18 protein-coding genes are annotated in these 22,169 nt (G+C 58.3%); 12 read left to right on the top strand and 6 right to left on the bottom strand.

All coding sequences use genetic code 11. The features are described from left to right. Positions 1-17: 17 nt before the first annotated feature. Complete coding sequence (locus tag ACLH1U_RS19435) at positions 18-1,205, top strand: hypothetical protein (RefSeq protein WP_101862395.1); 1,188 nt, start codon at positions 18-20, stop codon at positions 1,203-1,205. A gap of 144 nt (positions 1,206-1,349) precedes the next feature. Here the strand turns inward: ACLH1U_RS19435 and ACLH1U_RS19430 are convergent, their stop codons facing one another. From ACLH1U_RS19430 to tamA, 3 genes are read right to left on the bottom strand one after another with little or no spacing between them, the layout of a single operon-like run. Next, entirely contained in the window at positions 1,350-1,694 is a 345-nt protein-coding gene (locus ACLH1U_RS19430) for a gamma-glutamylcyclotransferase (RefSeq protein ID WP_002886724.1), read from the bottom strand. A gap of 2 nt (positions 1,695-1,696) precedes the next feature. After that, on the bottom strand, positions 1,697-5,473 hold the full coding sequence (tamB, locus tag ACLH1U_RS19425; protein ID WP_368764170.1) for an autotransporter assembly complex protein TamB: 3,777 nt from the start codon (positions 5,471-5,473) through the stop codon (positions 1,697-1,699). Beyond that, complete coding sequence (tamA, locus tag ACLH1U_RS19420; RefSeq protein WP_032454648.1) at positions 5,470-7,203, bottom strand: autotransporter assembly complex protein TamA; 1,734 nt, start codon at positions 7,201-7,203, stop codon at positions 5,470-5,472. Before tamA ends, tamB begins: the two co-directional genes overlap by 4 nt. A 209-nt stretch (positions 7,204-7,412) precedes the next feature. Between tamA and msrA the strand changes: the two genes are divergently transcribed. The 5 genes from msrA (at position 7,413) to araC (ending at position 13,933) form a co-directional block, all read left to right on the top strand. After that, positions 7,413-8,051 (top strand): peptide-methionine (S)-S-oxide reductase MsrA, encoded by a 639-nt coding sequence (gene msrA, locus ACLH1U_RS19415; protein ID WP_085551697.1) that lies wholly within the window; start codon positions 7,413-7,415, stop codon positions 8,049-8,051. A 180-nt stretch (positions 8,052-8,231) separates the two neighbouring features. After that, positions 8,232-9,569 carry a hemolysin family protein gene (locus tag ACLH1U_RS19410; protein ID WP_023291742.1) on the top strand — a complete coding sequence of 446 codons (1,338 nt, stop codon included), beginning with the start codon at positions 8,232-8,234 and terminating at the stop codon, positions 9,567-9,569. Positions 9,570-9,769: 200 nt separating this feature from the next. Beyond that, positions 9,770-11,002 (top strand): oligosaccharide MFS transporter, encoded by a 1,233-nt coding sequence (locus tag ACLH1U_RS19405; RefSeq protein ID WP_032454642.1) that lies wholly within the window; start codon positions 9,770-9,772, stop codon positions 11,000-11,002. A gap of 18 nt (positions 11,003-11,020) precedes the next feature. Next, positions 11,021-13,030 carry a beta-galactosidase gene (locus ACLH1U_RS19400; RefSeq protein WP_072421247.1) on the top strand — a complete coding sequence of 670 codons (2,010 nt, stop codon included), beginning with the start codon at positions 11,021-11,023 and terminating at the stop codon, positions 13,028-13,030. Between the two features lie 30 nt (positions 13,031-13,060). Further along, entirely contained in the window at positions 13,061-13,933 is an 873-nt protein-coding gene (araC, locus tag ACLH1U_RS19395) for an arabinose operon transcriptional regulator AraC (protein WP_023291739.1), read from the top strand. Positions 13,934-13,994: 61 nt separating this feature from the next. Here araC and ACLH1U_RS19390 read toward each other — a convergent pair whose 3' ends face one another. Beyond that, complete coding sequence (locus ACLH1U_RS19390; protein WP_002886707.1) at positions 13,995-14,201, bottom strand: DUF1107 domain-containing protein; 207 nt, start codon at positions 14,199-14,201, stop codon at positions 13,995-13,997. 323 nt (positions 14,202-14,524) lie between these two features. Here ACLH1U_RS19390 and ACLH1U_RS19385 point away from each other — a divergent pair, with 323 nt between their 5' ends. Continuing rightward, positions 14,525-15,082, top strand: coding sequence for a YtfJ family protein (locus ACLH1U_RS19385; RefSeq protein ID WP_105491310.1), 558 nt, complete (start codon positions 14,525-14,527; stop codon positions 15,080-15,082). On the opposite strand, the gene cysQ is transcribed toward ACLH1U_RS19385, so the two are convergent. Then, positions 15,072-15,815 (bottom strand): 3'(2'),5'-bisphosphate nucleotidase CysQ, encoded by a 744-nt coding sequence (gene cysQ, locus ACLH1U_RS19380; RefSeq protein WP_023291737.1) that lies wholly within the window; start codon positions 15,813-15,815, stop codon positions 15,072-15,074. The two genes, ACLH1U_RS19385 and cysQ, sit on opposite strands and share 11 nt — an antisense overlap. A 192-nt stretch (positions 15,816-16,007) precedes the next feature. Here cysQ and cpdB point away from each other — a divergent pair, with 192 nt between their 5' ends. Beyond that, complete coding sequence (cpdB, locus tag ACLH1U_RS19375; protein WP_374014407.1) at positions 16,008-17,951, top strand: 2',3'-cyclic-nucleotide 2'-phosphodiesterase; 1,944 nt, start codon at positions 16,008-16,010, stop codon at positions 17,949-17,951. 128 nt (positions 17,952-18,079) lie between these two features. On the opposite strand, the gene ACLH1U_RS19370 is transcribed toward cpdB, so the two are convergent. Continuing rightward, on the bottom strand, positions 18,080-18,451 hold the full coding sequence (locus ACLH1U_RS19370) for a winged helix-turn-helix transcriptional regulator (protein WP_032429258.1): 372 nt from the start codon (positions 18,449-18,451) through the stop codon (positions 18,080-18,082). 90 nt (positions 18,452-18,541) lie between these two features. Here ACLH1U_RS19370 and ACLH1U_RS19365 point away from each other — a divergent pair, with 90 nt between their 5' ends. The 4 genes from ACLH1U_RS19365 (at position 18,542) to ytfE (ending at position 22,085) form a co-directional block, all read left to right on the top strand. Beyond that, positions 18,542-19,390 (top strand): SDR family oxidoreductase, encoded by an 849-nt coding sequence (locus ACLH1U_RS19365; protein WP_032454639.1) that lies wholly within the window; start codon positions 18,542-18,544, stop codon positions 19,388-19,390. A 78-nt stretch (positions 19,391-19,468) separates the two neighbouring features. After that, positions 19,469-20,293 (top strand): AraC family transcriptional regulator, encoded by an 825-nt coding sequence (locus ACLH1U_RS19360; RefSeq protein WP_023291733.1) that lies wholly within the window; start codon positions 19,469-19,471, stop codon positions 20,291-20,293. A gap of 75 nt (positions 20,294-20,368) precedes the next feature. Continuing rightward, on the top strand, positions 20,369-21,340 hold the full coding sequence (locus ACLH1U_RS19355; protein ID WP_032454638.1) for a DMT family transporter: 972 nt from the start codon (positions 20,369-20,371) through the stop codon (positions 21,338-21,340). Positions 21,341-21,422: 82 nt separating this feature from the next. Further along, positions 21,423-22,085: an iron-sulfur cluster repair protein YtfE gene (gene ytfE, locus ACLH1U_RS19350; RefSeq protein ID WP_032454637.1), complete on the top strand. Its 663-nt coding sequence runs from the start codon at positions 21,423-21,425 to the stop codon at positions 22,083-22,085. Positions 22,086-22,169 lie beyond the last annotated feature (84 nt).

The following is a 22,169-nucleotide window of genomic DNA, read 5'->3' as shown; positions in this document are numbered from 1 at the left end:
ACCATGGAGGGTGTCCCGTGAAAAGCGTTCGCTATTTCACTCTTAACTTTTCTGGCTTCACAACCGCCGCCTCTGAAAAACAGGGGTATCTGCGCCTTATCGCCGGCGACCATGTCTTTTATACCGATAAACGCTATTTTAACGCCCCCTCGCTTTTTGACCGCCTGAAGACCCATCAGCCTCTGTATCTCGGCGCCCGCCGCCTGGACAACGGCAGTTACTGGATCCACTGGCTCAGCGATGGCGAAACGCTCCTTGAGCCCAGTCAACGCGTCAAGCGCTGGGCCCGGCCGCTGCTGATTATCAGCCTGCTGACACTCATCGTCTCCCTTATTCCGCTCCTGGTGAGCGCCTCAGAATGGGCAAAGTTCGGCTGCGGCATTATCGCGGTACTGGCCTTCATCGCGCTGTTAACCGGGCTCTGCGAGCGGCTGTTCCACCCGGCGCTAAAACGGCACCCCGCCATGCGCGATCTGCTGGCGAAGATGGCGCAGGCCCGTCGCCGCGACTTTTCTTTTTGCCAGCCGCTACCCGCAACGCCGCGGGCCGTCCGCCGGTCGGCGATGCCTTTTACGCATGCCCTGCCGGAACGCTATGCGGCTAAGACAGACATCATCACCGATACCCACTTTAAGAAGTGGTATGCGGGCAATCCTACGCGGGAATATCACGGCCTCGGGATACAATGCGGTGCCCTGCCGCTGGCCTTCTGGTGGCAGGCAGGCTGCGCTAATTTCGCGCTGCATCCTGTTCTCTATCGTCGTCAGCCACCGTTTCTAGCCACTGGCGATCGTATCGTCGCCGTATACGAGCGCGACAGCCGGGCGATCCATGCGCTATACAATGCCAGCGACGGCGCGGCTTATGTAAAAAACCATCCGCTCTATCCTGGACGCAGACAGCTGTCGCTGCTTTATTACCTGTTTTACGGCCTCGCGCTGGTGATGTATCTGCTATTTCTCGGGGTAGAAATCATCAGCGCCCTTCAGTCTGGCCGGCGCGTCTGGTGGCAGGTTCAGGATTCACTGGACATGCTGTCCTTACTGTTACTCTGCTTTGGCGGGATACTGGCGGTACTGGAGCTGATTGGCCCAACGGCCTGGTTATTGTCACACCGGGTGGCTGACTGGCTGAAGCTGCGATCGGCGATGCGGCGTTACCTGCGGGAGGCAGCCCCCCAAACCACGCCCGAGGAGGTCATGTAATGTTCAGCACCCCAACACGACGATTATTATTCCTCGCGCTGACGACGCTGGCTTCCACGATGTGGCTGGCGAGAGATTATCTGCCGCTCTGGTAAGAGGCGGGCGCAGAAAAAACAACGCCACCCGAAGGTGGCGCTGTCGTGGTTAATACTGGTCGCGATCCAACCAGTTGCCGTTCGCTATCAACGTACAACCCTCAACGGAACGTTGATAGACATACATCCATGCGCTGCCGTAAGGCGTCTGAATCAGGTGGCGCGCATACTCGCCCCCCTTGGTGCGGAGCGCATCCAGTTCGGCCAGCGTCGATGCATCAATACGATAAACTTCACCATGTACTGTGCCTTCGCCGGGCACCGCGCCTGGATAGTGGCCCAGGCTGTACAGCTGATAATCGTCGACACTATGAGCGCCCAGCCACTGGGCGTTGGTCATCCAGTGGCTGTTGCCTTGTTTGCGTCGTAAACTGCCGTAAACAAATATTCGCATTGCTAAAACTCAAACTGATAGAGCAAATCGAGCGCCTGGTCGATGCCAGACACCGCTTCCACATATAGCTTAGGCATCAGGCGATAACGTAAAGTCAGCGTCGCCAGGGAATCGAAGATACCGACCCCGTATTTTACCTGCAGACCCGGCAGTACATAGCCGCTGACCACCACCTGGGAAGAGTCGCCTACCCCTTCGGTGTCCAACGCCAAATTGCTTACGCCAAACGTCTCGCCGATTTTACCCACAACCTGACCACTTTGTGCAACCCCCATACCAATAAGCATTGAGGTCATCGCGGCGCTATCGCTCTGTCCGCTGCTCAAACCCTGGCCGCGCAGCAGATAAGAGAGCGCTTCCTGCTGGGACATAACCGGGTCGGAGAAGATCTCCGCTTTCGGCTGATCGGCGGAGCCGGTGACGCGAACGCCGGCGATCACGTCGTCTTCGGTGGCATCCGGGTTACGAATCGCTTCGATATTCAGCAACGGCTGATCCGGCGGACCGGAGAACAGCAGCTCCCCTTTGCGCACAATCAAATCCTGGCCATAGGCGTGGAAGCGGCCGTCCGGAATATTGATCTGCCCGTTGAGTCCCAGCCCCTGCTTATCCTGCGCCACTTTCAGATCGCCGGTCAGACGCGCTTTCAGACCGAAGGCTTCCAGACGAACGTTGTTGCCGACGTGGATCGTCAGGTTGCTGTTGATCGGGATCCCGGCGCTCTGCTGCTTAATCGGCTTGAGGTTTTTGTCGAGCATCACTTCGTCCGACGACACGCCGACCGCGCTCTCCGGCACCTCGTTGACCACGATCCGCGCCCAGGGCACATCCACCTTGCCATCGAGGTTGAACAGGCTTGGCGTGGCGGTAAACACCACGTCCGGCGATACATCAAGACGGACCATCGGCGGCACAGTGATCCGCACCCGGCTGCCTTTCGCCGCAATCTGCGCCCGCCAGTTATCGATCTGCGTCCAGTCGGCGTCCCCGCTAAGGGCGATTTGCCCCTGACGGGTGTTCACCGTCCCCTGCAGGGTCGAGCGCGTGCCGTTGAAGTTCATCGCCAGCTGGCTCGGCTGCATATCAAACGGCATAAAGTTGCCGTCGATATCCACCCCGCTTAGCTGCATCTGGCCGAACAGCTGCGGACTTTTCACGTTGCCGCCCAGGCGCAGACGGGCGTTGAGCCGTCCCTCCGCCTTTTCACCGCGGGCGAAAATCGGGTTGATCATCGCCAGCGAGAAGTTGCTGATATTGACGTCGCCGCCGAGGTTACGCCGCCCCTGCGGGTCGGTGACCTGCACCTGCCCATCCAGCTGGCCATTGTTGGTCAGGCGGATAAGCCAGCCCAGCTCCGCGCGATTGTTATGCAGGTCGGCGCTGAGGTTCAGCGTATCGAACGCCACCGGCAGCGGGGCGTCATTGACCACCTGGGTCACTTTGACGTTGCGCCCGCTGAGGGTCACTTTGCCCTGCGGCAGCCCCTCTTTAGTGGTGTCCCAGCTGACATCGGCATTACCGGTAAACACGCCGCTGGCCTGGGTCGCCTCCGGCATAAACGGCTTAAGCATCGCCAGGTCGAAGCGGTTGAGATTCACCCGCGCCCGCCCGCTGGCGCCCGCGTCAATGGTCTCAGGCACGCAGAGTTCGGCGTTCGGGTTGGTCCAGCAGTGTGGCCCGATGCTGATTTTCTGCTCCTGGTTACGGTAGTCCAGCGCAATACTGCGCGTCAGCGCTACCGGCCCCACCGGCGTCTGGAAGCGGGTATCGCTTAGCGCGCCTCTCCAGCGCTCGGCCTGACGATCGAAGCTGCCCGCCAGCGCCAGCTGGCCGGAAACCGGATCGCCCTGCACCCGCAGCCGCAGCTCATGTTGCTTCTCAGTGCCTTTGGCATTGAGCTGCACCAGGCTGATATTCACCCCCGGCTGGCTGATGCGATCCACCCGCACGTCCAGGTTGCCGCCAATCTGATCGGTGGATTTCACATCCCCTTTGACGTTGACCTGGGCGATGCTCAGCTCCTGCCAGCGCAGCGCCCGGGCGGTGATGTCCGCCAGCAGCTGCGGCGCATCGACAGTGCCGCGCACTTTCACCAGCCCCTTCGCCGTCCCGCCGAGCCCCGGCAGCGCATTATCCAGGTGCGGCGCATCGATGGTGGCGTCGAGATTCAGATCCTTCACCCCCAGCTCGCCTTTGATATCGGCGCTGTTCGGGCCTAACGCCAGATGCAGCCCCGGGATCTTCCACTGCAGATAGCTGTTGCCCTGCAGCGAGCCGGAGACATCCACCTTGTTCTGTTTCACGTTGCCGGTAATTTTCAGCTCCGGCACCGACATCTGCCAGCTGCCGCCGTACAGGCTGCCCTGGGTCTTGATCCTGCCGTTGAGCTTCGACGGCCAGTCCGGCACCTCTTTGGCGGTGTTGATGCCATCGAGGGTCAGCTCGCCGCGCCAGCTGATCGCCTGCTGCCAGTCGAGGAGCGCCTTCAGCTCGGTTTTCCCTTCCAGGGCATTGACCGTCAGCTTGTCGAGATTGATCTGCCGCTCATTGCCTTTGGCGTTGAGGGCGATTTTCGCCGGCGGCAGCGACTGGCCTTTCACCGCGGTGGAGAAGGCCAGCGCGTAGTCGGTCATTTTGCCGCTGAACTTCAGCTGGACGTCGTCGGCCTGGAACTGCTTCTCGCCGCTGAACGGCCAGGCGAGCTGCTTGCTCTTCAGCTCCATATTGAGCGGCAGCCCGGCCTCCGCCAGCTGCGCGTCCGCCCGCAGCGTGGCCGCTACCGGCCCGCTTAAGTCCACCCCGACCTTAAGCGTTTTACGTATCTCGCCGCCCACCTTCAGCTGCACTTTCTCCCCTTTCATCGGGTCGACGTTCAGCGTTCCGGCGAGGGTGATGTCTACCGGCCAGTTATCCTGCAGCTGGGCGCTGCCCGAGGCGGTGACTTTGCCCTGATCGGAGTCGATATCGAGGGCGTCGAGCTTCATCTGCCCGTCGATACTGCTGACTTTCAGCAGCAGGTTATACACGGTGATATCGGTATCGCCGGTGAGGCGCAGCTGCTCGCCGCGGAACGCCTCAATATTGAGGTTCAGCGGCAGATGGACGTCGGTCATCGCCGGCAGCACCGGCTGCGAGAAGAGGTCGGTCATCGTCTCGCCGAGCGGTTTTTCCTGCGGCTGCGGGTTGTCGATTTTCGGTTCAACCACCTGCTCCTGCGCCACTTTCGCCACCTTCGGCAGGGCGATCAGCAGCCCCTGCAGCGAGGTCGGCGTCAGGGTCAGGTTTTTCTCCTGCCAGTTCAGGCCGGTGGAAAAATCGCGCACAGAGACCGCGGTATCGTCGATTTTGACGTTGACGTTATGCAGCGCGACGCGGCTGAGGGCGATCGGATAAGGGGTGGAGAGATTCAGCGGCCCGCTGTCCTCTTCCTCGACCGGCGCAGAGGGCGGCATCTTCTTCGTATCGACGGCGACGTAAATATCGCGCAGCGAGATGTCGTTTACGCACAGACTGCTGTCCCACAGGCAGCGCAACCTGACGCTAAGATGAAACTGGCCGGCGGTGACCGCCACGCCGGGCTGCTCATAGCGGACATTATCGAGGGTTAAATCACGCCAGCCGCCGGTCACTTTGCCGATTTCCAGCCCCGGTACCCAGCGATCCGCCGCTTTGAACACCAGATGCAAGCCGGTGGTGGTGCCCACCAGGAACCCGACGGTGCCCAGCAGGAGGACCAACACGATTAAGACGCCGAGGCTTATCTTCTTCCATAAACTCATAATTCAGGCCCCAGACCGATGTAAAACTGTAAACCATGCTCTTCTTTGTCGCCGATTGGCCGGGCGATATCCAGCTTGATCGGCCCCACCGGCGACTGCCAGCGCACGCCCACCCCGGCGCCGGTTTTAAAATCACTTTCGCGAATATCGCTGACCGCTTCGCCGCTATCGACAAACACGGCGCCCCACCATTTGCCGCTGACGTTGTACTGATATTCCAGCGAGCCGGTGGCCAGCTTCGAGGCCCCGATCAGCTTGCCGTCATCGTCCTTCGGCGAGATGGATTTGTATTTATAGCCGCGAATACTGCGATCGCCCCCGGCGAAAAAGCGCAGGTCCGGCGGCACCTTGTCAAAGTTGTCCGCTTCGATCCAGCCCAGGTTGCCGCGCACCACAAAGCGGTGGCGGTCATAAAGGGTACGGATCCAGACGTCCTGGGCCTGCATCACGATGAAGTTGATGTCCGAGCCCCACATGGTGTTGGAGTAGTCCACCGAGTAGCGCTGGGAATCGCCCCAGGTGGGCATCAGGCCGCCGCGGGAGCGAGTGCGGTTCACCGAGACCCCGGGGTAAATCAGCATGGTGGTGTTGGTGACGTTCGCCTGGGTAAAGTGGTCCAGGCTCCAGCGCAGGTTGATCGCCCGCTGCCAGCCGCTCGACATCTCCCAGAAACGCGACAACCCAAGGGTGGTGGAGTCAGCCTGGGTGTCATTGAGATCGGTACGCTTAAAGCCGCCCTGCATCAGATAGTACTGCTCGAGCGGGCTCTTGAGCAGCGGGACTTTATAGGTGAAGTCGAACTGCTGCTCCGGTGCGGAGAGGCTGACGCTGGAGGTCAGGCTGTGGCCATAGGAGTTCATCCACGGTTTTTTCCACGTGGCTTTTACCCGCGGACCGACGTCTGTGGAGTACCCTACCCCGGTTTCCACGGTGTTCTCTTTGCGTGGCGAGACAACGCCCTGCAGAGGCAGCACCTTGGTTTTCCGTGACTTAGCAAAATCAGGCGCCACCACCACCGAACTGAACCACCCGGTCGCCGCCAGGCGGCGGTTTAGCTCGGCCAGGTCCTGAGAGGTGTAGTAGTCGCCCTCTTTAAACGGCACGAGGTTTTGCAGGTATTCATCACGGATTTGCGATCCGGAGAAGGTGACGTGGCCAAAGCGATAGCGTTCGCCGCTGTCGTAATCGATATCCCAGAACGCCTGATGGCGGTCGAGGGAGACCCCCAGCTGGCTTTTAATGAACTCGCTGTCAAAGTAGCCTTTGCGCAGGGCGACGCGGGTCAGGGAGCTCTTGAAACCGTCGTAATCGCCGTGGTTGAGCACCGTCCCGATGGCTGGGCGGGTTTTCAACAGCGCCAGATAGTCGCTGTCGGTGCGGGCGCCGCCGCGCAGAATCACCTCGGTGCCGCCAATGCGCACCGGCTCACCCGGGGTCACTTTGGCGATCAGCACCTGACGGCCCCTTTTCGGCGGCGGACGAAGATCAAATTCAATCGTCGGCTCGTAATACCCCAGCGCTTTCAGACCTTCGCGAATGGCGTCATCGACGCGCGCGCGAAAGCGACGATCCGGCGTGACCTCATCACTCTGGATGGTGGAAAGCTGGGCGCGAACGTTTTTCTCCAGCTCCCCGGATAATCCTTCAACCTGCAAACGCACATTCGCTGCGCTGGCGATCCCGCTGACCAGCAAAAGGCTGGTGACACATAACTGGCGGATTTTTAGCACATTTTCTCCTGAATATCCCTGTTTCCCCCTACAGGAAACACTGGCGCCGCTCCACGGCTTAACAAAACCCTAACAACGTAGGGTTGAAAAAGTGGCAATAACCCAAATAATTCTTATGTATTAATCTAGACGTATTACGCGTATTTATTGTGTTAAAAGACACGCTTCGTTACAACCTTAACGACGATTTCTGTATTGAGAGGCCCACCGTGAGTCTATTTGATAAAACGCATCTTGTCGCCCAGGCGGATGCGCTGCCTGGACGCAATACCCCGATGCCAGTGGCGACGCTCCACGCAGTTAACGGCCACTCGATGACCAACGTCCCGGCGGGGATGGAAGTCGCGCTGTTCGCCATGGGCTGCTTCTGGGGAGTTGAACGTCTGTTCTGGCAATTGCCGGGGGTTTACAGCACCGCCGCCGGCTACACTGGCGGCTATACGCCCAATCCGACCTATCGCGAAGTGTGCAGCGGCCAGACCGGTCACGCGGAAGCGGTGCGCGTGGTCTACGATCCGCAGGTCATCAGCTATGAGCAGTTATTGCAGGTGTTCTGGGAAAATCACGACCCGGCGCAGGGAATGAGACAGGGTAACGACCACGGCACCCAGTACCGCTCGGCGATTTACCCGTTGACGCCGGAACAGGCGGAAGCGGCAAAGGCCAGCCTCGCGCGCTTCCAGGCGGCGATGAACGACGCGCACGATACCCGGCACATCACCACCGAGATCGCCACCGCCAAACCGTTCTACTATGCCGAGGACGATCACCAGCAGTATCTGTATAAGAACCCGCACGGCTATTGCGGCATCGGCGGCATTGGCGTCTGCCTGCCGCCTCAGGCGTAATTCTGATTTCCGCCTCAACAGCGAGGCGGTTAATGAACGCTCTGGCGGCTTTACATTCCCTTACGCTATACTACCCAGTGTGACAGCCGGTCCAGCGCCTTCGGACCGGTTTTTTATGTATTCCACATTTGAGTTATCAACTTCCCTTCCGAGGATCTGACCTCAACGGTCAGAAAAGATATGTTAAACAGTATTTTAGTAATACTCTGTCTGATAGCCGTCAGTGCCTTTTTTTCGATATCGGAAATCTCACTGGCCGCCTCACGTAAAATCAAACTGAAACTGCTGGCCGATGAAGGCAACGTCAACGCACAGCGGGTGCTGAAGATGCAGGAGAACCCGGGCACCTTCTTTACCGTTGTGCAGATTGGCCTTAACGCCGTCGCCATTCTGGGCGGTATCGTGGGCGACGCGGCCTTCTCCCCGGCGTTTTATAGCCTGCTCAGCGGGTATATGTCACCGGAGCTCTCCGAGCAGCTGAGCTTCATCATCTCTTTTACCCTGGTCACCAGCTTGTTCATTCTGTTTGCTGACCTGACTCCGAAACGCATCGGTATGATTGCGCCCGAAACCGTGGCCCTGCGCATCATCAACCCGATGCGCTTCTGCCTGTTAGTCTTCCGCCCGCTGGTGTGGTTGTTTAACGGCATGGCTAATATGATCTTCCGCATCTTCAAACTGCCGATGGTGCGGAAAGACGATATCACCTCCGACGATATCTATGCCGTGGTCGAGGCCGGCGCGCTGGCCGGGGTGCTGCGCAAGCAGGAGCATGAGCTGATTGAGAACGTGTTCGAGCTGGAGTCCCGCACCGTTCCTTCCTCCATGACCCCGCGTGAAAGCGTCATTTGGTTTGATTTACATGAAGACGAGCAGAGCCTGAAGAATAAAGTGGCCGAGCATCCGCACTCGAAGTTCCTCGTCTGTAATGAAGATATCGACCATATTATCGGCTACGTCGATTCCAAAGATCTGCTGAACCGCGTGCTGGCGAACCAGAGCCTGGTGCTGACCGGCGGCGTGCAGATCCGCAACACGCTGATCGTCCCGGATACCCTGACCCTCTCCGAAGCGCTGGAAAGCTTCAAAACCGCCGGGGAAGACTTCGCGGTGATCATGAATGAATATGCGCTGGTGGTCGGGATCATCACCCTTAACGACGTGATGACGACTTTGATGGGCGACCTCGTCGGCCAGGGGCTGGAAGAGCAGATCGTCGCTCGCGATGAAAACTCGTGGCTGATCGATGGCGGTACGCCGATTGATGACGTGATGCGCGTGCTGGATATCGACGAGTTTCCGCAGTCCGGGAACTACGAGACCATCGGCGGCTTTATGATGTTTATGCTGCGTAAAATCCCCAAGCGCACCGACGCGGTGAAGTTCTCCGGCTATAAGTTCGAGGTCGTGGATATCGACAACTACCGTATCGACCAGCTGCTGGTGACCCGCATCGATAACAAGCCAACGGTGCTGGTGCCCAAGCAGTCGGAAGCGGCGGAAAGCCAGAACGCCTGAGCGTCATCTTTTCTCTCTCTTAAGGGCGGATGATCATCCGCCCTTTTTATTGCCCGAATGTGAAGCGGCTCACGCCCCTCTGCCGATAGCAGATTATTACTGCTCCATAGCGAAACGTTCATGACTCCCCCGTGCGCAAAAAGGTAACGTTGCTCGCGTCTACACGATCATATTCCTGAATAAAGGAAGCGAGGGTTACCATGATAACGTCGAATAAAAATTACTTTATCAGCTGTCTGTTTTTCCTGTTTTTCTTTATAGGCTGGGGATGCTGCTACCCCTATTTATCACTGTGGTTAACGGAAACCATCGGTATTAACTACACGGACGTCGGTCTGGTTTATTCTTTCACCGCCATTGTGGCCGTCTGCGTTCAGCCATTATTCGGTTTTATATCGGATAAGCTGGTGTATCGTAAGAATTTGATGTGGATGCTGGCGATCATTATCACCTTATTCGCCCCATACTGGATCTATGTCTTCGCGCCTCTGTTAAAAATAAATGTGTTCCTCGGCGCACTGGCTGGCGGCCTCTATATTGGCATGGCCTACGGCGCAGGCTGCGGGATTTGCGAAGCCTACATCGATAAGGTCAGCCGCGCCTCCGGCTTCGAATTTGGTCGGGCGAGGATGTTCGGCGGCATCGGCGCCGCGATCGGCACCTTTGCGGCAGGAAAGCTCTACGGCATCGATCAGAACATGATTTTCTGGCTGGCCAGCGCGGCAGGTGTCTGCCTGCTGGTGATTGTCTGGAAAATGCAGATCAGCACCCATCAGCAGCAGGGGCTACTGTCTGGCAAAACGTCTCCGGTCACCCTCCGCGATGCCGCCTCGCTGCTGAAAATTAAAAAATTCTGGTTCTTCGCGCTCTATGTGATTGGCGTGGGCGCGGTCTATGAAACCTATGACCAGCAGTTCGCTATCTACTACAGCCACTTTTTTGAGAGTAAAGCCCGGGGCGCAGAAGTCTTCGGTTATTTAACGACAGGACAGATTTTCCTTGATGCCGTCGTCATGTTCTTTGCGCCGTGGTTTGTGAATAAAATCGGCCCCAAAAATGCGCTGTTATACTGCGGGCTGATTATGAGCTTGCGCATTATCGGTTCCGCGTGGGCTATTGGCCCGATATCCATCAGCCTGATTAAACTTCTCCATGGATTTGAAAGCTCGGTGTTACTCGTCGCGGCGCTTAAATATATTACCGCTAACTTTAACCCCCTGCTTTCAGCGACGGTTTACTTAATTGGCTTTCAGTTTTCAAAAAGCTTTAGCTCTATTTTCCTCTCCACCGGCATCGGCCATATGTACCAGAGAATGGGCTTTACCAGCAGCTATATCGTGCTGGGAAGTATCGCCCTGTGCTTCACGCTCATTTCGTTTATCACGCTGGATAAAGCGCGCGTGTTCTCTTCACAACCTGTGCCCGCGAATTAATGTCAGGAGGTAGTCTGCATGTCTCAGTTATTTTATGGCGTGGCGTATTACGATGAATATATGCCGGAAGATCGGCTGGCCAAGGATATTGCCTTAATGCGCGAAACCGGCATTAACGTGGTGCGTATCGCCGAGTCCACATGGAGTACGCTGGAGCCCGAAGAGGGTCAGTACAATTTCTACCATATCGACCGGGTGCTGGCGGCGATGCATGAGGCCGGCATCGCGGTCATCGTCGGGACGCCGACCTACGCGGTCCCGGCCTGGCTGGCGGCGAAACATCCCGATATTCTGGTCACCACCGTCACAGGGCAGCAAAAGTATGGCCCACGGCAGATCATGGATATCGTCAACCCGACCTTTCGCCGCTATGCCGAAAAAATTATCCGCACGCTGATGGCGCATGTGCAGCACCATCCGGCAATTATCGGCTGGCAACTGGATAACGAAACCAAGCATTACGACAATATCGGCCGCTATATGCAGGAGGGCTTTGTGCGCAGCCTGCAGGAGAAATATCCTGACCTCCGGCAGCTAAATCACGATTTCGGTCTGGATTACTGGAGCAACCGCATTGACCGCTGGCAGGATTTTCCGCCGGTGGAAAATACCATCAACGCCAGCCTCGCCTGCGCCTTTTTCCGTTATCAGCGCCAGCAGGTCACCGAGTATCTGGCCTGGCAGGCGGAGATCGTGCGCGAGTACGCCCAGCCGCATCAGTTCGTCACCCACAACTTCGATTTTGAATGGCGCGGTTACTCTTACGGCGTGCAGCCGCGGGTCGACCATTTTGCGGCAGCGCAGGCACTGGATATCGCCGGTGTTGATATCTATCACCCGAGCCAGGCGCACCTGACCGGGCGGGAAATCGCCTTCGGCGGCGCCATCACCCGCTCGCTTAAGCCGGGCCAGAACTACTTCGTGCTGGAAACGCAGGCGCAGGGTTTCGCCCAGTGGACTCCCTTCCCGGGGCAGCTGCGCCTGCAGGCGTTCAGCCATATCGCCTCCGGCGCCGCCATGGTCTCCTACTGGCATTGGCATTCAATTCATAACGCCTTCGAAACCTACTGGAAGGGGCTGCTCAGCCACGACTTCTCGCGTAATCCGACCTGGCAGGAGGCCACCACTATCGGGGCTGACTTTGCCCGCCTGTCGCCGCAGCTGGCGGAGCTGAAGGCCGAAAACGACGTTGCGCTGCTGATAAGCAATGAGGCAATGGACGCCCTTAACCAGTTCCGCCCCAGCGACGCCGAGGGCAATATTTATAACGATATTTTCCGCCGCTTCCACGATGCGCTGTATGACCACAATATCAGCCTCGATATCATCCACGACGTCAACGAGGAGACCTCTCGCTACCGGGTGCTGATCGTTCCCGGCCTGTACGCTGCCGATGATGGCCTGCTGGCGCGTATCAACCACTATATCGCCGAGGGCGGCAGAGCGCTTATCGGCTTTAAATCGGGCTTTAGCGATGAAAACGTCAAAGTGCGCCGCAGCGCGCAGCCTGGGATCCTGCGGCAGAGCTGCGGCGTCAGCTACAGCCAGTTCACCCTGCCGGAAGGGACAACGGTAAGCTCATGCTGCGCGGATATTGATTGCCGCAACGACAATCAGGCGGAGCTGTGGATGGAGCTGCTGACGCCCGATGCCGGGACCCGCACTCTGCTGCGCTATCAGCATCCGGCATGGGGCGAGTACGCGGCCGCCACCGAAGCGGATTATGGCCGGGGACGATCGATGTACGTTGGCTTCCTGCCGCAGAAGCGATTGATTAGCCAGCTGTTTGATGTACTCACTGCCGATCTCGCATTGCGCTCGCGCACTTCCGCCTATCGCTACCCATTAGTGGTCAAAAAGATGCGTAATCGCGCCGGGAAAACCATCCACTTCCTGTTCAATTACTCTGGCGAGACGCTCGATTTCGGTAGCGAAACGGCGGGGAACGACCTGCTGAGCGGGGAAACAGTGCGCAGCGGCCAGCCGTTGCGCCTCAGGGCATGGGAATTTACTATCATCGAAAGGTAATGACGCTGCGACGCTCAGGTGGGAGAGAGAATGGAACTTGATATCAATGAGCTACTCAATTTCTCGCCATTGATGAAAACCTTTACCTTCAATGCCTGGGTTGTCGCGGGCTTCACGCCGATAACCCGCGGCTCCAAACTGGACTACTACATTAATCGTCCGCAGGGGATGAAAGGTTACATCATCAATCTGACCCTGCGTGGCCAGGCGCGGGCGAAAGCGGGCGATGGCTTTCTTCTGTGTCGGGAAAACGATCTGCTGCTGTTTCCCCCCGGCGTGCCTCATCATTACGGCAGAGACGAACACAGCGAGTATTGGGACCATCTCTGGATCTACTTTATTCCCCGCCCCTACTGGATAGACTGGCTAAAATGGGACCAAACCACACACGGCATCGGCAAAACGACCGTTGCTGACCCCGACCAGCTCCAGCACCTGCGCGATCTGTTCCATGAAGTGATACGCCACCACTCGGCCTCCGCGCCGCTGTCGGAAGCGCTGGCGATGAACGCCCTGGAAAGGTTGATCCTCCGCTGTTTTCAGCAACAGCCCATCAGCAACCGCCACGCCCACGATCCGCGAATTAACGCCGTCTGCGACTACCTTAACGCCCATATCGCGCAAGAGGTAAAAATCGAGACCCTGGCGGCGATGGTATTTATCTCTCCTTCACGTCTGGCGCACCTTTTCAAAAATGAGCTGGGGCAGACGGTTTACGCTTGGCGGGAAGCTCAGCGCATCAACCGCGCCAGGTGGCTCATTCAGAGCACCACACTCCCGCTTAACAAGATTGCCTTATCGGTGGGTTACAGCGATCCGGTCTATTTCACCCGCTTGTTCCGTAAACATAACGGCATTCCACCGGGGGAGTATCGCAAACGCTATGCGGAGATGAAGGGCTGAAAACATCAACGGCCCCCATCGGGAGCCGTCTTTTACCTACTACGTACTGCTACGTGTCAGGTTATGCCATCTCAGTTTGCAGACGCAACACCTGACGATTGACTTCGGACATCACTGACAGATGCAGCTTGTCCTTGACCTTCGGGATAAGGATTTTGCCCTTATCAAATTCAAATGCGCCAACGTCCTTGATGTACAACCGTCCACGAAACAGGATCTTCACGTACTTCGCCACTTGCAGCGGATTGTAGCGTTGGAAAATTTTCATTCTTCTCTCCTGCCAGGGTTACGCTCCTGTGGTGCCACAGTTAGCCCACGTATCGGGAGCGCAAATTTTAATGCCCTAAAACTATAGTCCAGAATCTCAGAGGGACCCAGTGTGTATAAGTTTATTTACCGTTTGATGACAATAATTCAGAATTTTCGTTTCGGACATACGATGAAGTAAGTATAAGTCGCCGTTTTTCGACTAATTTGTGCGTCAACACGCAAACTGGCATCCTCATTGCGGGTAATCGTCGCCAATCGCACTTATCATTAAACGAGACCAAGTGGTCGGATCACCTGCACAAAAATGATTAAGGATTCCGCATGACCCTACGTAGCATACTGGCCGCCTCGTTACTCCTCTTCCCGCTGCTGGCCTCAGCGCATAACTTTGTCGACGGCCAGCGCGTGGCGCCGGTCGGCGTCGCGGATCGGGGCGAACTTATTCTGGATAATGATAAGTTTAACTATAAAAACTGGAATAGCTCGCAGCTGGTGGGAAAAGTGCGAGTCATCCAGCACATCGCTGGACGCTCGTCAGCAAAAGAGAAAAATGCCAACCTGATCGAGGCGATTAAAGCGGCGAGCTTCCCACACGATCGCTATCAGACCACCACCATTGTCAATACCGACGATGCCATCCCGGGCACCGGCATGTTCGTGCGCAACAGTATCGAGAGTAATAAACAGCTCTTCCCGTGGTCGCAATTTATCGTCGACAGCAACGGGCTGGTGCGGAAAGCCTGGCAGCTGGACGAGAAGAGCTCCGCGATTGTGGTGCTGGATAAGAGCGGGCGCGTACAGTGGGCCAAAGACGGCGCGCTCACCCAGCAGGAGGTGCAGCAGGTGATCGACCTGCTGCGTAAGCTGCTTAATAAATAGAGACCCGGAAGCCGGGGTTGAGGAAGGATTCACGCGGCGTGTAGTCGAGGGTTTTCCCCTGCCAGTCGTGAACATGCGCCCCGGCGGCGACCGCGACCGCATGGCCGGCGGCGGTGTCCCAGGTGCTGGTCGGCCCGAAGCGCGGATAGAGCTGGGCCTGACCTTCCGCCACCAGGCAGAACTTCAGCGAGGAGCCGATAGAGGTGGTCTGGTGCTCGCCCAGCTGCTCAAGGTACTCCTGCAGCTCCGGATCGTTGCCATGGGAGCGGCTGATCACCACCAGCGGCGGACGGGCATCGCGGACCTGGATCTGCTTGCGCACGCCGCACTCTTCTTTCCAGGCTTTGCCTTTTTCCGCGCTGTACATCACCTTCATCACCGGCGCGTAGACCACGCCCAGCGTCGGCTTGCCGTTTTCAATCAGCGCGATATTGACAGTGAACTCGCCGTTACGCTTAATAAATTCTTTGGTGCCGTCCAGCGGGTCGACCAGCCAGTAGCGCTGCCAGTGCTGACGCACTTCCCAGGCCGGCGGGTCCTCTTCCGACAAAACAGGAATGGTGGCATCCAGCGCCTGCAGGCCGCTGACAATGACTTTATGCGCCGCGATATCCGCCGCCGTGACCGGAGAATCATCTTTCTTGCTGGCGACGTTGATCGGTTGGTTTCCATCGTAAACTTCCATGATGGCATCGCCCGCGTTCCGTGCAAGCTGACATACTTGTTCTAACATTCTCCACCTCGTCTGGTTACAGTGGCGTTAACTCGTTGTTTTATTTATATCGCATCACCGCAAGTTCCGCTATCTGTGATAACGATGGCGGTTTCGCTGCCCACTTTTCTGGCAAGATTCACATTTCTGTAAGCAACAGAATATAAATACATTTTCTTCTGTGCTATCGCTCATAAAAAAAGGACGCCTCTGATGATTAAGTTTAGCGCAACGCTCCTGGCCACGCTGATCGCCGCCAGCGTCAGCGCCGCAACGGTCGACCTGCGGATCATGGAAACCACCGATCTGCACAGCAATATGATGGACTTTGACTATTACAAAGATGCCGCCACGGAGAAATTCGGCCTGGTGCGTACCGCCACCCTGATCGAACAGGCGCGGGCAGAAGCGAAAAACAGCGTACTGGTAGATAACGGGGATGTGATCCAGGGGAGCCCGCTGGGCGACTACATGGCCGCTAAGGGGCTGAAAGAGGGCGATGTTCATCCAGTGTATAAGGCGATGAACACCCTGAATTATGCCGTCGGCAACCTGGGCAACCATGAATTCAACTACGGCCTCGACTTCCTGCACAAAGCGCTGGCCGGGGCGAAATTCCCCTACGTGAACGCCAATATCATCGATGCCAAAACCGGCAAACCGCTGTTCACCCCCTACCTGATCCAGGACACCCCGGTTCAGGACAGCGACGGTCAATCCCACACCCTGCGCATCGGCTATATCGGCTTTGTGCCGCCGCAGATCATGACCTGGGATAAAGCCAATCTTAGCGGCAAAGTGACGGTCAACGACATTACCGAAACCGCGCGCAAATATATCCCGGAGATGCGGGCGAAAGGCGCTGACGTGGTCGTGGTGGTCGCGCACTCCGGCCTCTCCGCCGACCCGTATCAGGCGATGGCCGAGAACTCGGTCTACTACTTAAGCCAGGTGCCCGGCGTTGACGCCATCATGTTCGGCCACGCCCACGCGGTGTTCCCCGGCAAAGACTTCGCCAACATTAAAGGCGCGGATATCGCCAGAGGGACGCTGAACGGCGTGCCGGCGGTAATGCCGGGAATGTGGGGCGATCACCTCGGGGTGGTCGATCTGGTGCTGAACAACGACAGCGGAAAATGGCAGGTGACTCAGAGTAAAGCGGAAGCGCGGCCAATCTACGACGCGGTGGCGAAGAAATCGCTGGCGGCGGAAGACGGCAAGCTGGTGGAGGTGCTGAAAGCCGATCACGACGCCACTCGCGAGTTCGTCAGTCAGCCGATCGGCAAGTCCGCCGACAACATGTACAGCTATCTGGCGCTGGTGCAGGACGACCCGACGGTGCAGGTGGTCAACATGGCGCAAAAAGCCTACGTCGAACACTACATTCAGGGCGACCCGGACCTGGCGAAACTGCCGGTGCTCTCCGCCGCCGCGCCGTTTAAAGTCGGCGGGCGTAAAAACGATCCGGCGAGCTTCGTGGAAGTGGAAAAAGGCCAGCTCACCTTCCGCAACGCCGCCGACCTCTATCTCTACCCCAACACCCTGGTGGTGATGAAGGTCAGCGGGAAGGAGGTCAAGGAGTGGCTGGAGTGCTCCGCCGGGCAGTTTAACCAGATAGACCCGGCCAGCAGCAAGCCGCAGTCGCTGATCAACTGGGACGGCTTCCGCACCTATAACTTCGACGTGATTGACGGGGTGAACTACCAGATCGACGTCAGCCAGCCGGCCCGCTACGACGGCGAGTGCCAGATGATCCATCCGCAGGCAGAGCGCATCAAGGGCCTGACCTTCAATGGCAAACCGGTCGATCCGCAGGCCACTTTTCTGGTCGCCACCAATAACTATCGCGCTTACGGCGGTAAATTCGCCGGCACCGGCGAAAGCCATATCGCCTTTGCCTCACCGGATGAAAACCGTTCGGTGCTGGCGGCGTGGATTGGCGCGCAATCGAAGAAGGATGGCGCGATCCATCCGGCGGCGGATAACAACTGGCGCCTGGCGCCGATCCACAGTAAGACACCGCTGGATATTCGTTTTGAGACCTCGCCTGGCGACAAAGCCGCGGCGTTTATCAAAGAGAAAGCCCAGTATCCGATGCGCCAGGTGGCCGCCGATGATATCGGCTTCGCCATTTATCAGCTGGATTTGAGTCAGTAATGCCTGTTCCCCGGTGGCGCTGCGCTTACCGGGGCTACAAACCGGAGCTGACGGGTAGCCCGGATAAGGCGCCAGCCGCTATCCGGGTACATCTCCCCGGTGGCGGGGCTACAGGGAGTGATACATTTTCACTCCCCGTGGCTCGCCAGCACCGCGGGCAGATTAACCTCGATCCAGTCCGCCAGGGCGGCCACCTTATCGCTCACCTGCAGACCGAGCGGCGTCAGGCTATATTCAACGTGCGGCGGCACCACCGGATAAGAGACGCGGTCGATAAAACCATCCTGCTCCAGGGCCTGCAGCGACTGCGCCAGCATCTTTTCGCTGACCCCGCCCATTTTGCGCCGCAGATCGCTGAAGCGATGGGTCCCCTCGCGCAGCGCCACCAGAATCAACACGCCCCAACGGCTGGTGACATGTTTAAGCACATCGCGCGACGGGCACTGTTCCGCAAACAGATTGCCGTTGCGCAGTTTATCGCTCAGCGTCGGTTCGGCCATTTTCATACTTACCTTTTTGTACGTACTTACTAAAAGTTAGTTAAGGTGTTAGCTTACCACAACTGCCAATAAACACGAAGGAGAAGCCCCATGATCGCCCTTACCGGTGCCACCGGCCAGCTTGGCCACTACGTTCTGCAAGACCTGCTTAAAACCGTTCCTGCCAGCCAGATTGTGGCGATTGTCCGCAACCCGGCCAAAGCCCAGGCGCTCAGCCAGCAGGGCGTCGTCGTCCGCCAGGCCGACTATAGCGACGAAGCGGCATTGACCGCCGCGCTGCAGGGCGTGAATAAACTGCTGTTAATCTCCTCCAGCGAAGTCGGCCAGCGTGCCGTACAGCACCGCAACGTCATCAACGCCGCCAAAGCCGCTGGGGTGAAATTTATCGCCTACACCAGCCTGCTGCACGCCGACACCTCGCCGCTGGGCCTGGCCGGTGAACACATTGAAACCGAGCAGATGCTGGCCGACTCTGGCATCGCTTACGCCCTGCTGCGCAATGGCTGGTATACCGAAAACTATCTGGCCAGCGCGCCGCCGGCGCTGGAGCACGGCGTGTTTATCGGCGCCGCCGGCGAAGGTAAAATTGCCTCCGCTACCCGCGCGGATTATGCCGCCGCGGCCGCCCGCGTTATCGCCGGTGAAGGCCATGCAGGGAAAGTTTACGAACTGGCGGGCGATAACGCCTGGACGCTGAGCGACCTGGCTGCCGAGCTGAGCACGCACAGCGGGAAAAACGTGGTCTATCAGAACCTCAGCGAAGCCGACTTCGCCGCCGCGCTGAAAAGCGTCGGCCTGCCGGCGGGTCTGGCGGATATGCTGGCGGACTCCGACGTCGGCGCCTCGAAAGGCGGGCTGTTTGACGACAGCCACACCCTGAGTACATTGATTGGCCGTCCGACCACTTCCCTTGCCGAAAGCGTGAAAGGCATGCTGTAACCGCCCCTCTCAGCTTTTGCGGTTGCGTCCCGGCGGTTCCTCTCTCATATTGAAGAGATCAACCGTCGGGAGGCAGGCATGCAGGGCGTACCACCCCAATTTAGTGATGAAAAAGATCGTGCGCGCTTTCGCCATCTCGAACAGCTGCCCGGGGTGGAGCTTTACCACGCCCATATCTCCCGCTACGCCTTTGAACCCCATACTCACGAAGCCTTCGGCATCGGCGTGATTGAGCAAGGCGCCGAGCGCTTTCGCTACCGTGGCAGCCAGCATATCGCCGCCGCCAACGCTATTGTCACCATGAATCCCGACGAGCTGCACACCGGCGAAGCGGAAACCGCCGACGGCTGGCGCTACCGGATGATTTATCTGGAGCCGGACCGTCTGGAGGCTATCACCGGGGTGCGCGACTGGTGGTTCAGCGAGGTGGTCCGCGAGGATCCCCTGCGGTCCCGGCGGATTGGCCAGCTAATATATGGCCTGTGGCACAGCGACGATGCGCTGGCCCAGCAGGGAATGCTGCTCGACCTCATCGACACCTTCCGCCCTCTGGCCCACCATGCCTCGGCGCAGGGCGAGACAGGACATCGCTTCGACCGCGTGCGCGACTACCTGCACGATAACTATATGCGCCCCATCACCCTCGACGAGCTGGCTCAGGTGGCGGCGCTTAGCCCGTACCACTTTCAGCGCCAGTTTAAAGCCCACTATCATGTGACGCCCCATCAGATGTTGATGGCCATCCGCCTGTGGCGCGCCAAGGCGTTTCTCACCCACGGCATGCCCGCCGCCGAAGTGGCGATAGCCGTCGGCCTTACCGACCAGTCTCACCTGACCCGCGCCTTCACCCAGCGTTACGGCATTACGCCGGTACGCTATCAGAAGCAGGTCGCCAGGCGCTGATGCGCAATCTCATACAATATTCCCGCCCGCCCTCCTTCTACACTGCAGATAACCGTGATGACAATGGATGCAATGATGATTAGTGGTGTGTTGTACGCCCTGCTGGCGGGGCTGATGTGGGGATTAATCTTTGTCGGGCCTTTGCTGGTGCCCGAGTATCCGGCGATGCTCCAGTCGATGGGACGCTATCTGGCGCTGGGTCTGATCGCCCTGCCGCTGGCATGGCTCGGGCGCGCGCGTTTGCGCCAGCTGAGCCGGAACGACTGGTGGACCGCGCTGGGTCTGACGATGATGGGAAATCTTATCTATTACGTCTGTCTGGCCAGCGCCATTCAGCGCACCGGGGCGCCGGTCTCCACCATGATTATCGGCACGCTGCCGGTGGTATTGCCGGTCTTCGCCAATCTGCTCTACAGCCAGCGCGACGGAAAGCTGCCGTGGCGGCGCCTGTTTCCGGCGCTGGTCTGCATCGCCGTCGGCCTGATCTGCGTTAACGTCGCGGAACTGCGCCAGGGGTTGCCTGATTTTAGTCCGTGGCGCTACGGCTCCGGCATTGCGCTGGCGCTGGGGTCGGTGGTCTGCTGGGCCTGGTATGCGCTGCGCAACGCCCGCTGGCTGCGGGAGAATCCGCATCAACCGCCGATGATGTGGGCTACCGCTCAGGCGCTGGTGACGCTTCCGGTTTCGCTGGCCGGTTATCTCGCCGCCTGCGCCTGGCTGCACGGTCAGCAGGCCGGGTTCCCCCTGCCCTTCGGCCCGCGCCCGGCGGTGTTCATTACGCTGATGCTGGCCATCGCGGTGCTCTGCTCATGGGTCGGCGCGCTGTGCTGGAATATTGCCAGTCAACGGTTGCCGACGGTGATCCTCGGGCCGCTTATCGTTTTCGAAACCCTGGCCGGGCTCCTGTATACCTTTCTGTTGCGGCAAAGTTTACCACCGCTGCTGACCCTGAGCGGTATCCTGCTGCTGGTGCTCGGCGTGGTCTCCGCCGTACGCGCCAGGCCGGACAAACCGACGTTGCAACCGCTGACGGACGAAAAAAAGTAGCCAGGCCTCCTTAAGGGGTATTCCCTCGCCAAAAAGATGCATTTAAAATACATCTTATATTCCTGATGACGAGGTAACTGCTATGGCTTTCCGTGACCAACCTTTAGGCGAGCTGGCGCTGACCATCCCGCGCGCCTCCGCCCTGTTCCGTCAATACGATATGGACTACTGCTGCGGCGGCAAACAGACGCTGGCGCGCGCCGCATCGCGTAAAGCGCTGGATGTCGCGGTGATCGAAGCCGAGCTGGCGAAACTGGCCGAGCAGCCCGTCACCCACGACTGGCGCGCGGCGCCTCTCGCGGAGATTATCGACCATATCATCGTTCGCTATCATGATCGGCACCGCGAACAGCTGCCAGAGCTGATCCTGCAGGCCACCAAGGTGGAACGGGTCCATGCCGATAAACCGAACGTGCCGAAAGGGCTGACGAAGTACCTGACCATGCTGCAGCAGGAGCTCTCCAGCCATATGATGAAAGAGGAGCAGATCCTGTTCCCGATGATCAAACAGGGGATGGGCGCCCAGGCCGGGGGCCCCATCAGCGTGATGGAAAGCGAGCATGACGAAGCGGGTGAACTGCTGGAGGTGATCAAACATATCACCCATAACGTGACGCCGCCGCCGGAAGCGTGCACCACATGGAAAGCGATGTATAACGGTATCAACGAGATGATTGACGATCTGATGGAGCACATCAGCCTGGAAAATAACGTGCTGTTCCCGCGTGCCCTCGCAGGAGAATAACGAAAAAGGCGCCCGCAGGCGCCCTCGACATTGTCCGTCTTATTTGGCCACTCCGGGTGGCCTTTTTTATGACGGTCCGTTGCA

This window comes from Klebsiella sp. 1SOBk5mer (genome assembly GCF_046603115.1).
GTDB classification, from domain to species: Bacteria; Pseudomonadota; Gammaproteobacteria; order Enterobacterales; family Enterobacteriaceae; genus Klebsiella; species Klebsiella quasipneumoniae.
The sequence above is the reverse complement of the archived record's forward strand: the minus strand, read 5'-3'. Positions and strand labels throughout refer to the sequence as shown.

What these genes read in the sequence shown, in the direction of transcription:
- ACLH1U_RS19365 (WP_032454639.1), top strand. Translation starts at nt 18,542, where the DNA reads ATGATCGCCCTTACCGGTGCCACCGGCCAGCTTGGCCACTACGTTCTG.
- ACLH1U_RS19360 (WP_023291733.1), top strand. Translation starts at nt 19,469, where the DNA reads ATGCAGGGCGTACCACCCCAATTTAGTGATGAAAAAGATCGTGCGCGC.
- araC (WP_023291739.1), top strand. Translation starts at nt 13,061, where the DNA reads ATGGAACTTGATATCAATGAGCTACTCAATTTCTCGCCATTGATGAAA.
- cpdB (WP_374014407.1), top strand. Translation starts at nt 16,008, where the DNA reads ATGATTAAGTTTAGCGCAACGCTCCTGGCCACGCTGATCGCCGCCAGC.
- ACLH1U_RS19385 (WP_105491310.1), top strand. Translation starts at nt 14,525, where the DNA reads ATGACCCTACGTAGCATACTGGCCGCCTCGTTACTCCTCTTCCCGCTG.
- ACLH1U_RS19430 (WP_002886724.1), bottom strand. Translation starts at nt 1,694, where the DNA reads ATGCGAATATTTGTTTACGGCAGTTTACGACGCAAACAAGGCAACAGC.
- ACLH1U_RS19390 (WP_002886707.1), bottom strand. Translation starts at nt 14,201, where the DNA reads ATGAAAATTTTCCAACGCTACAATCCGCTGCAAGTGGCGAAGTACGTG.
- ACLH1U_RS19370 (WP_032429258.1), bottom strand. Translation starts at nt 18,451, where the DNA reads ATGGCCGAACCGACGCTGAGCGATAAACTGCGCAACGGCAATCTGTTT.
- ytfE (WP_032454637.1), top strand. Translation starts at nt 21,423, where the DNA reads ATGGCTTTCCGTGACCAACCTTTAGGCGAGCTGGCGCTGACCATCCCG.
- tamB (WP_368764170.1), bottom strand. Translation starts at nt 5,473, where the DNA reads ATGAGTTTATGGAAGAAGATAAGCCTCGGCGTCTTAATCGTGTTGGTC.
- ACLH1U_RS19405 (WP_032454642.1), top strand. Translation starts at nt 9,770, where the DNA reads ATGATAACGTCGAATAAAAATTACTTTATCAGCTGTCTGTTTTTCCTG.
- ACLH1U_RS19410 (WP_023291742.1), top strand. Translation starts at nt 8,232, where the DNA reads ATGTTAAACAGTATTTTAGTAATACTCTGTCTGATAGCCGTCAGTGCC.
- cysQ (WP_023291737.1), bottom strand. Translation starts at nt 15,815, where the DNA reads ATGTTAGAACAAGTATGTCAGCTTGCACGGAACGCGGGCGATGCCATC.
- ACLH1U_RS19355 (WP_032454638.1), top strand. Translation starts at nt 20,369, where the DNA reads ATGATTAGTGGTGTGTTGTACGCCCTGCTGGCGGGGCTGATGTGGGGA.
- ACLH1U_RS19400 (WP_072421247.1), top strand. Translation starts at nt 11,021, where the DNA reads ATGTCTCAGTTATTTTATGGCGTGGCGTATTACGATGAATATATGCCG.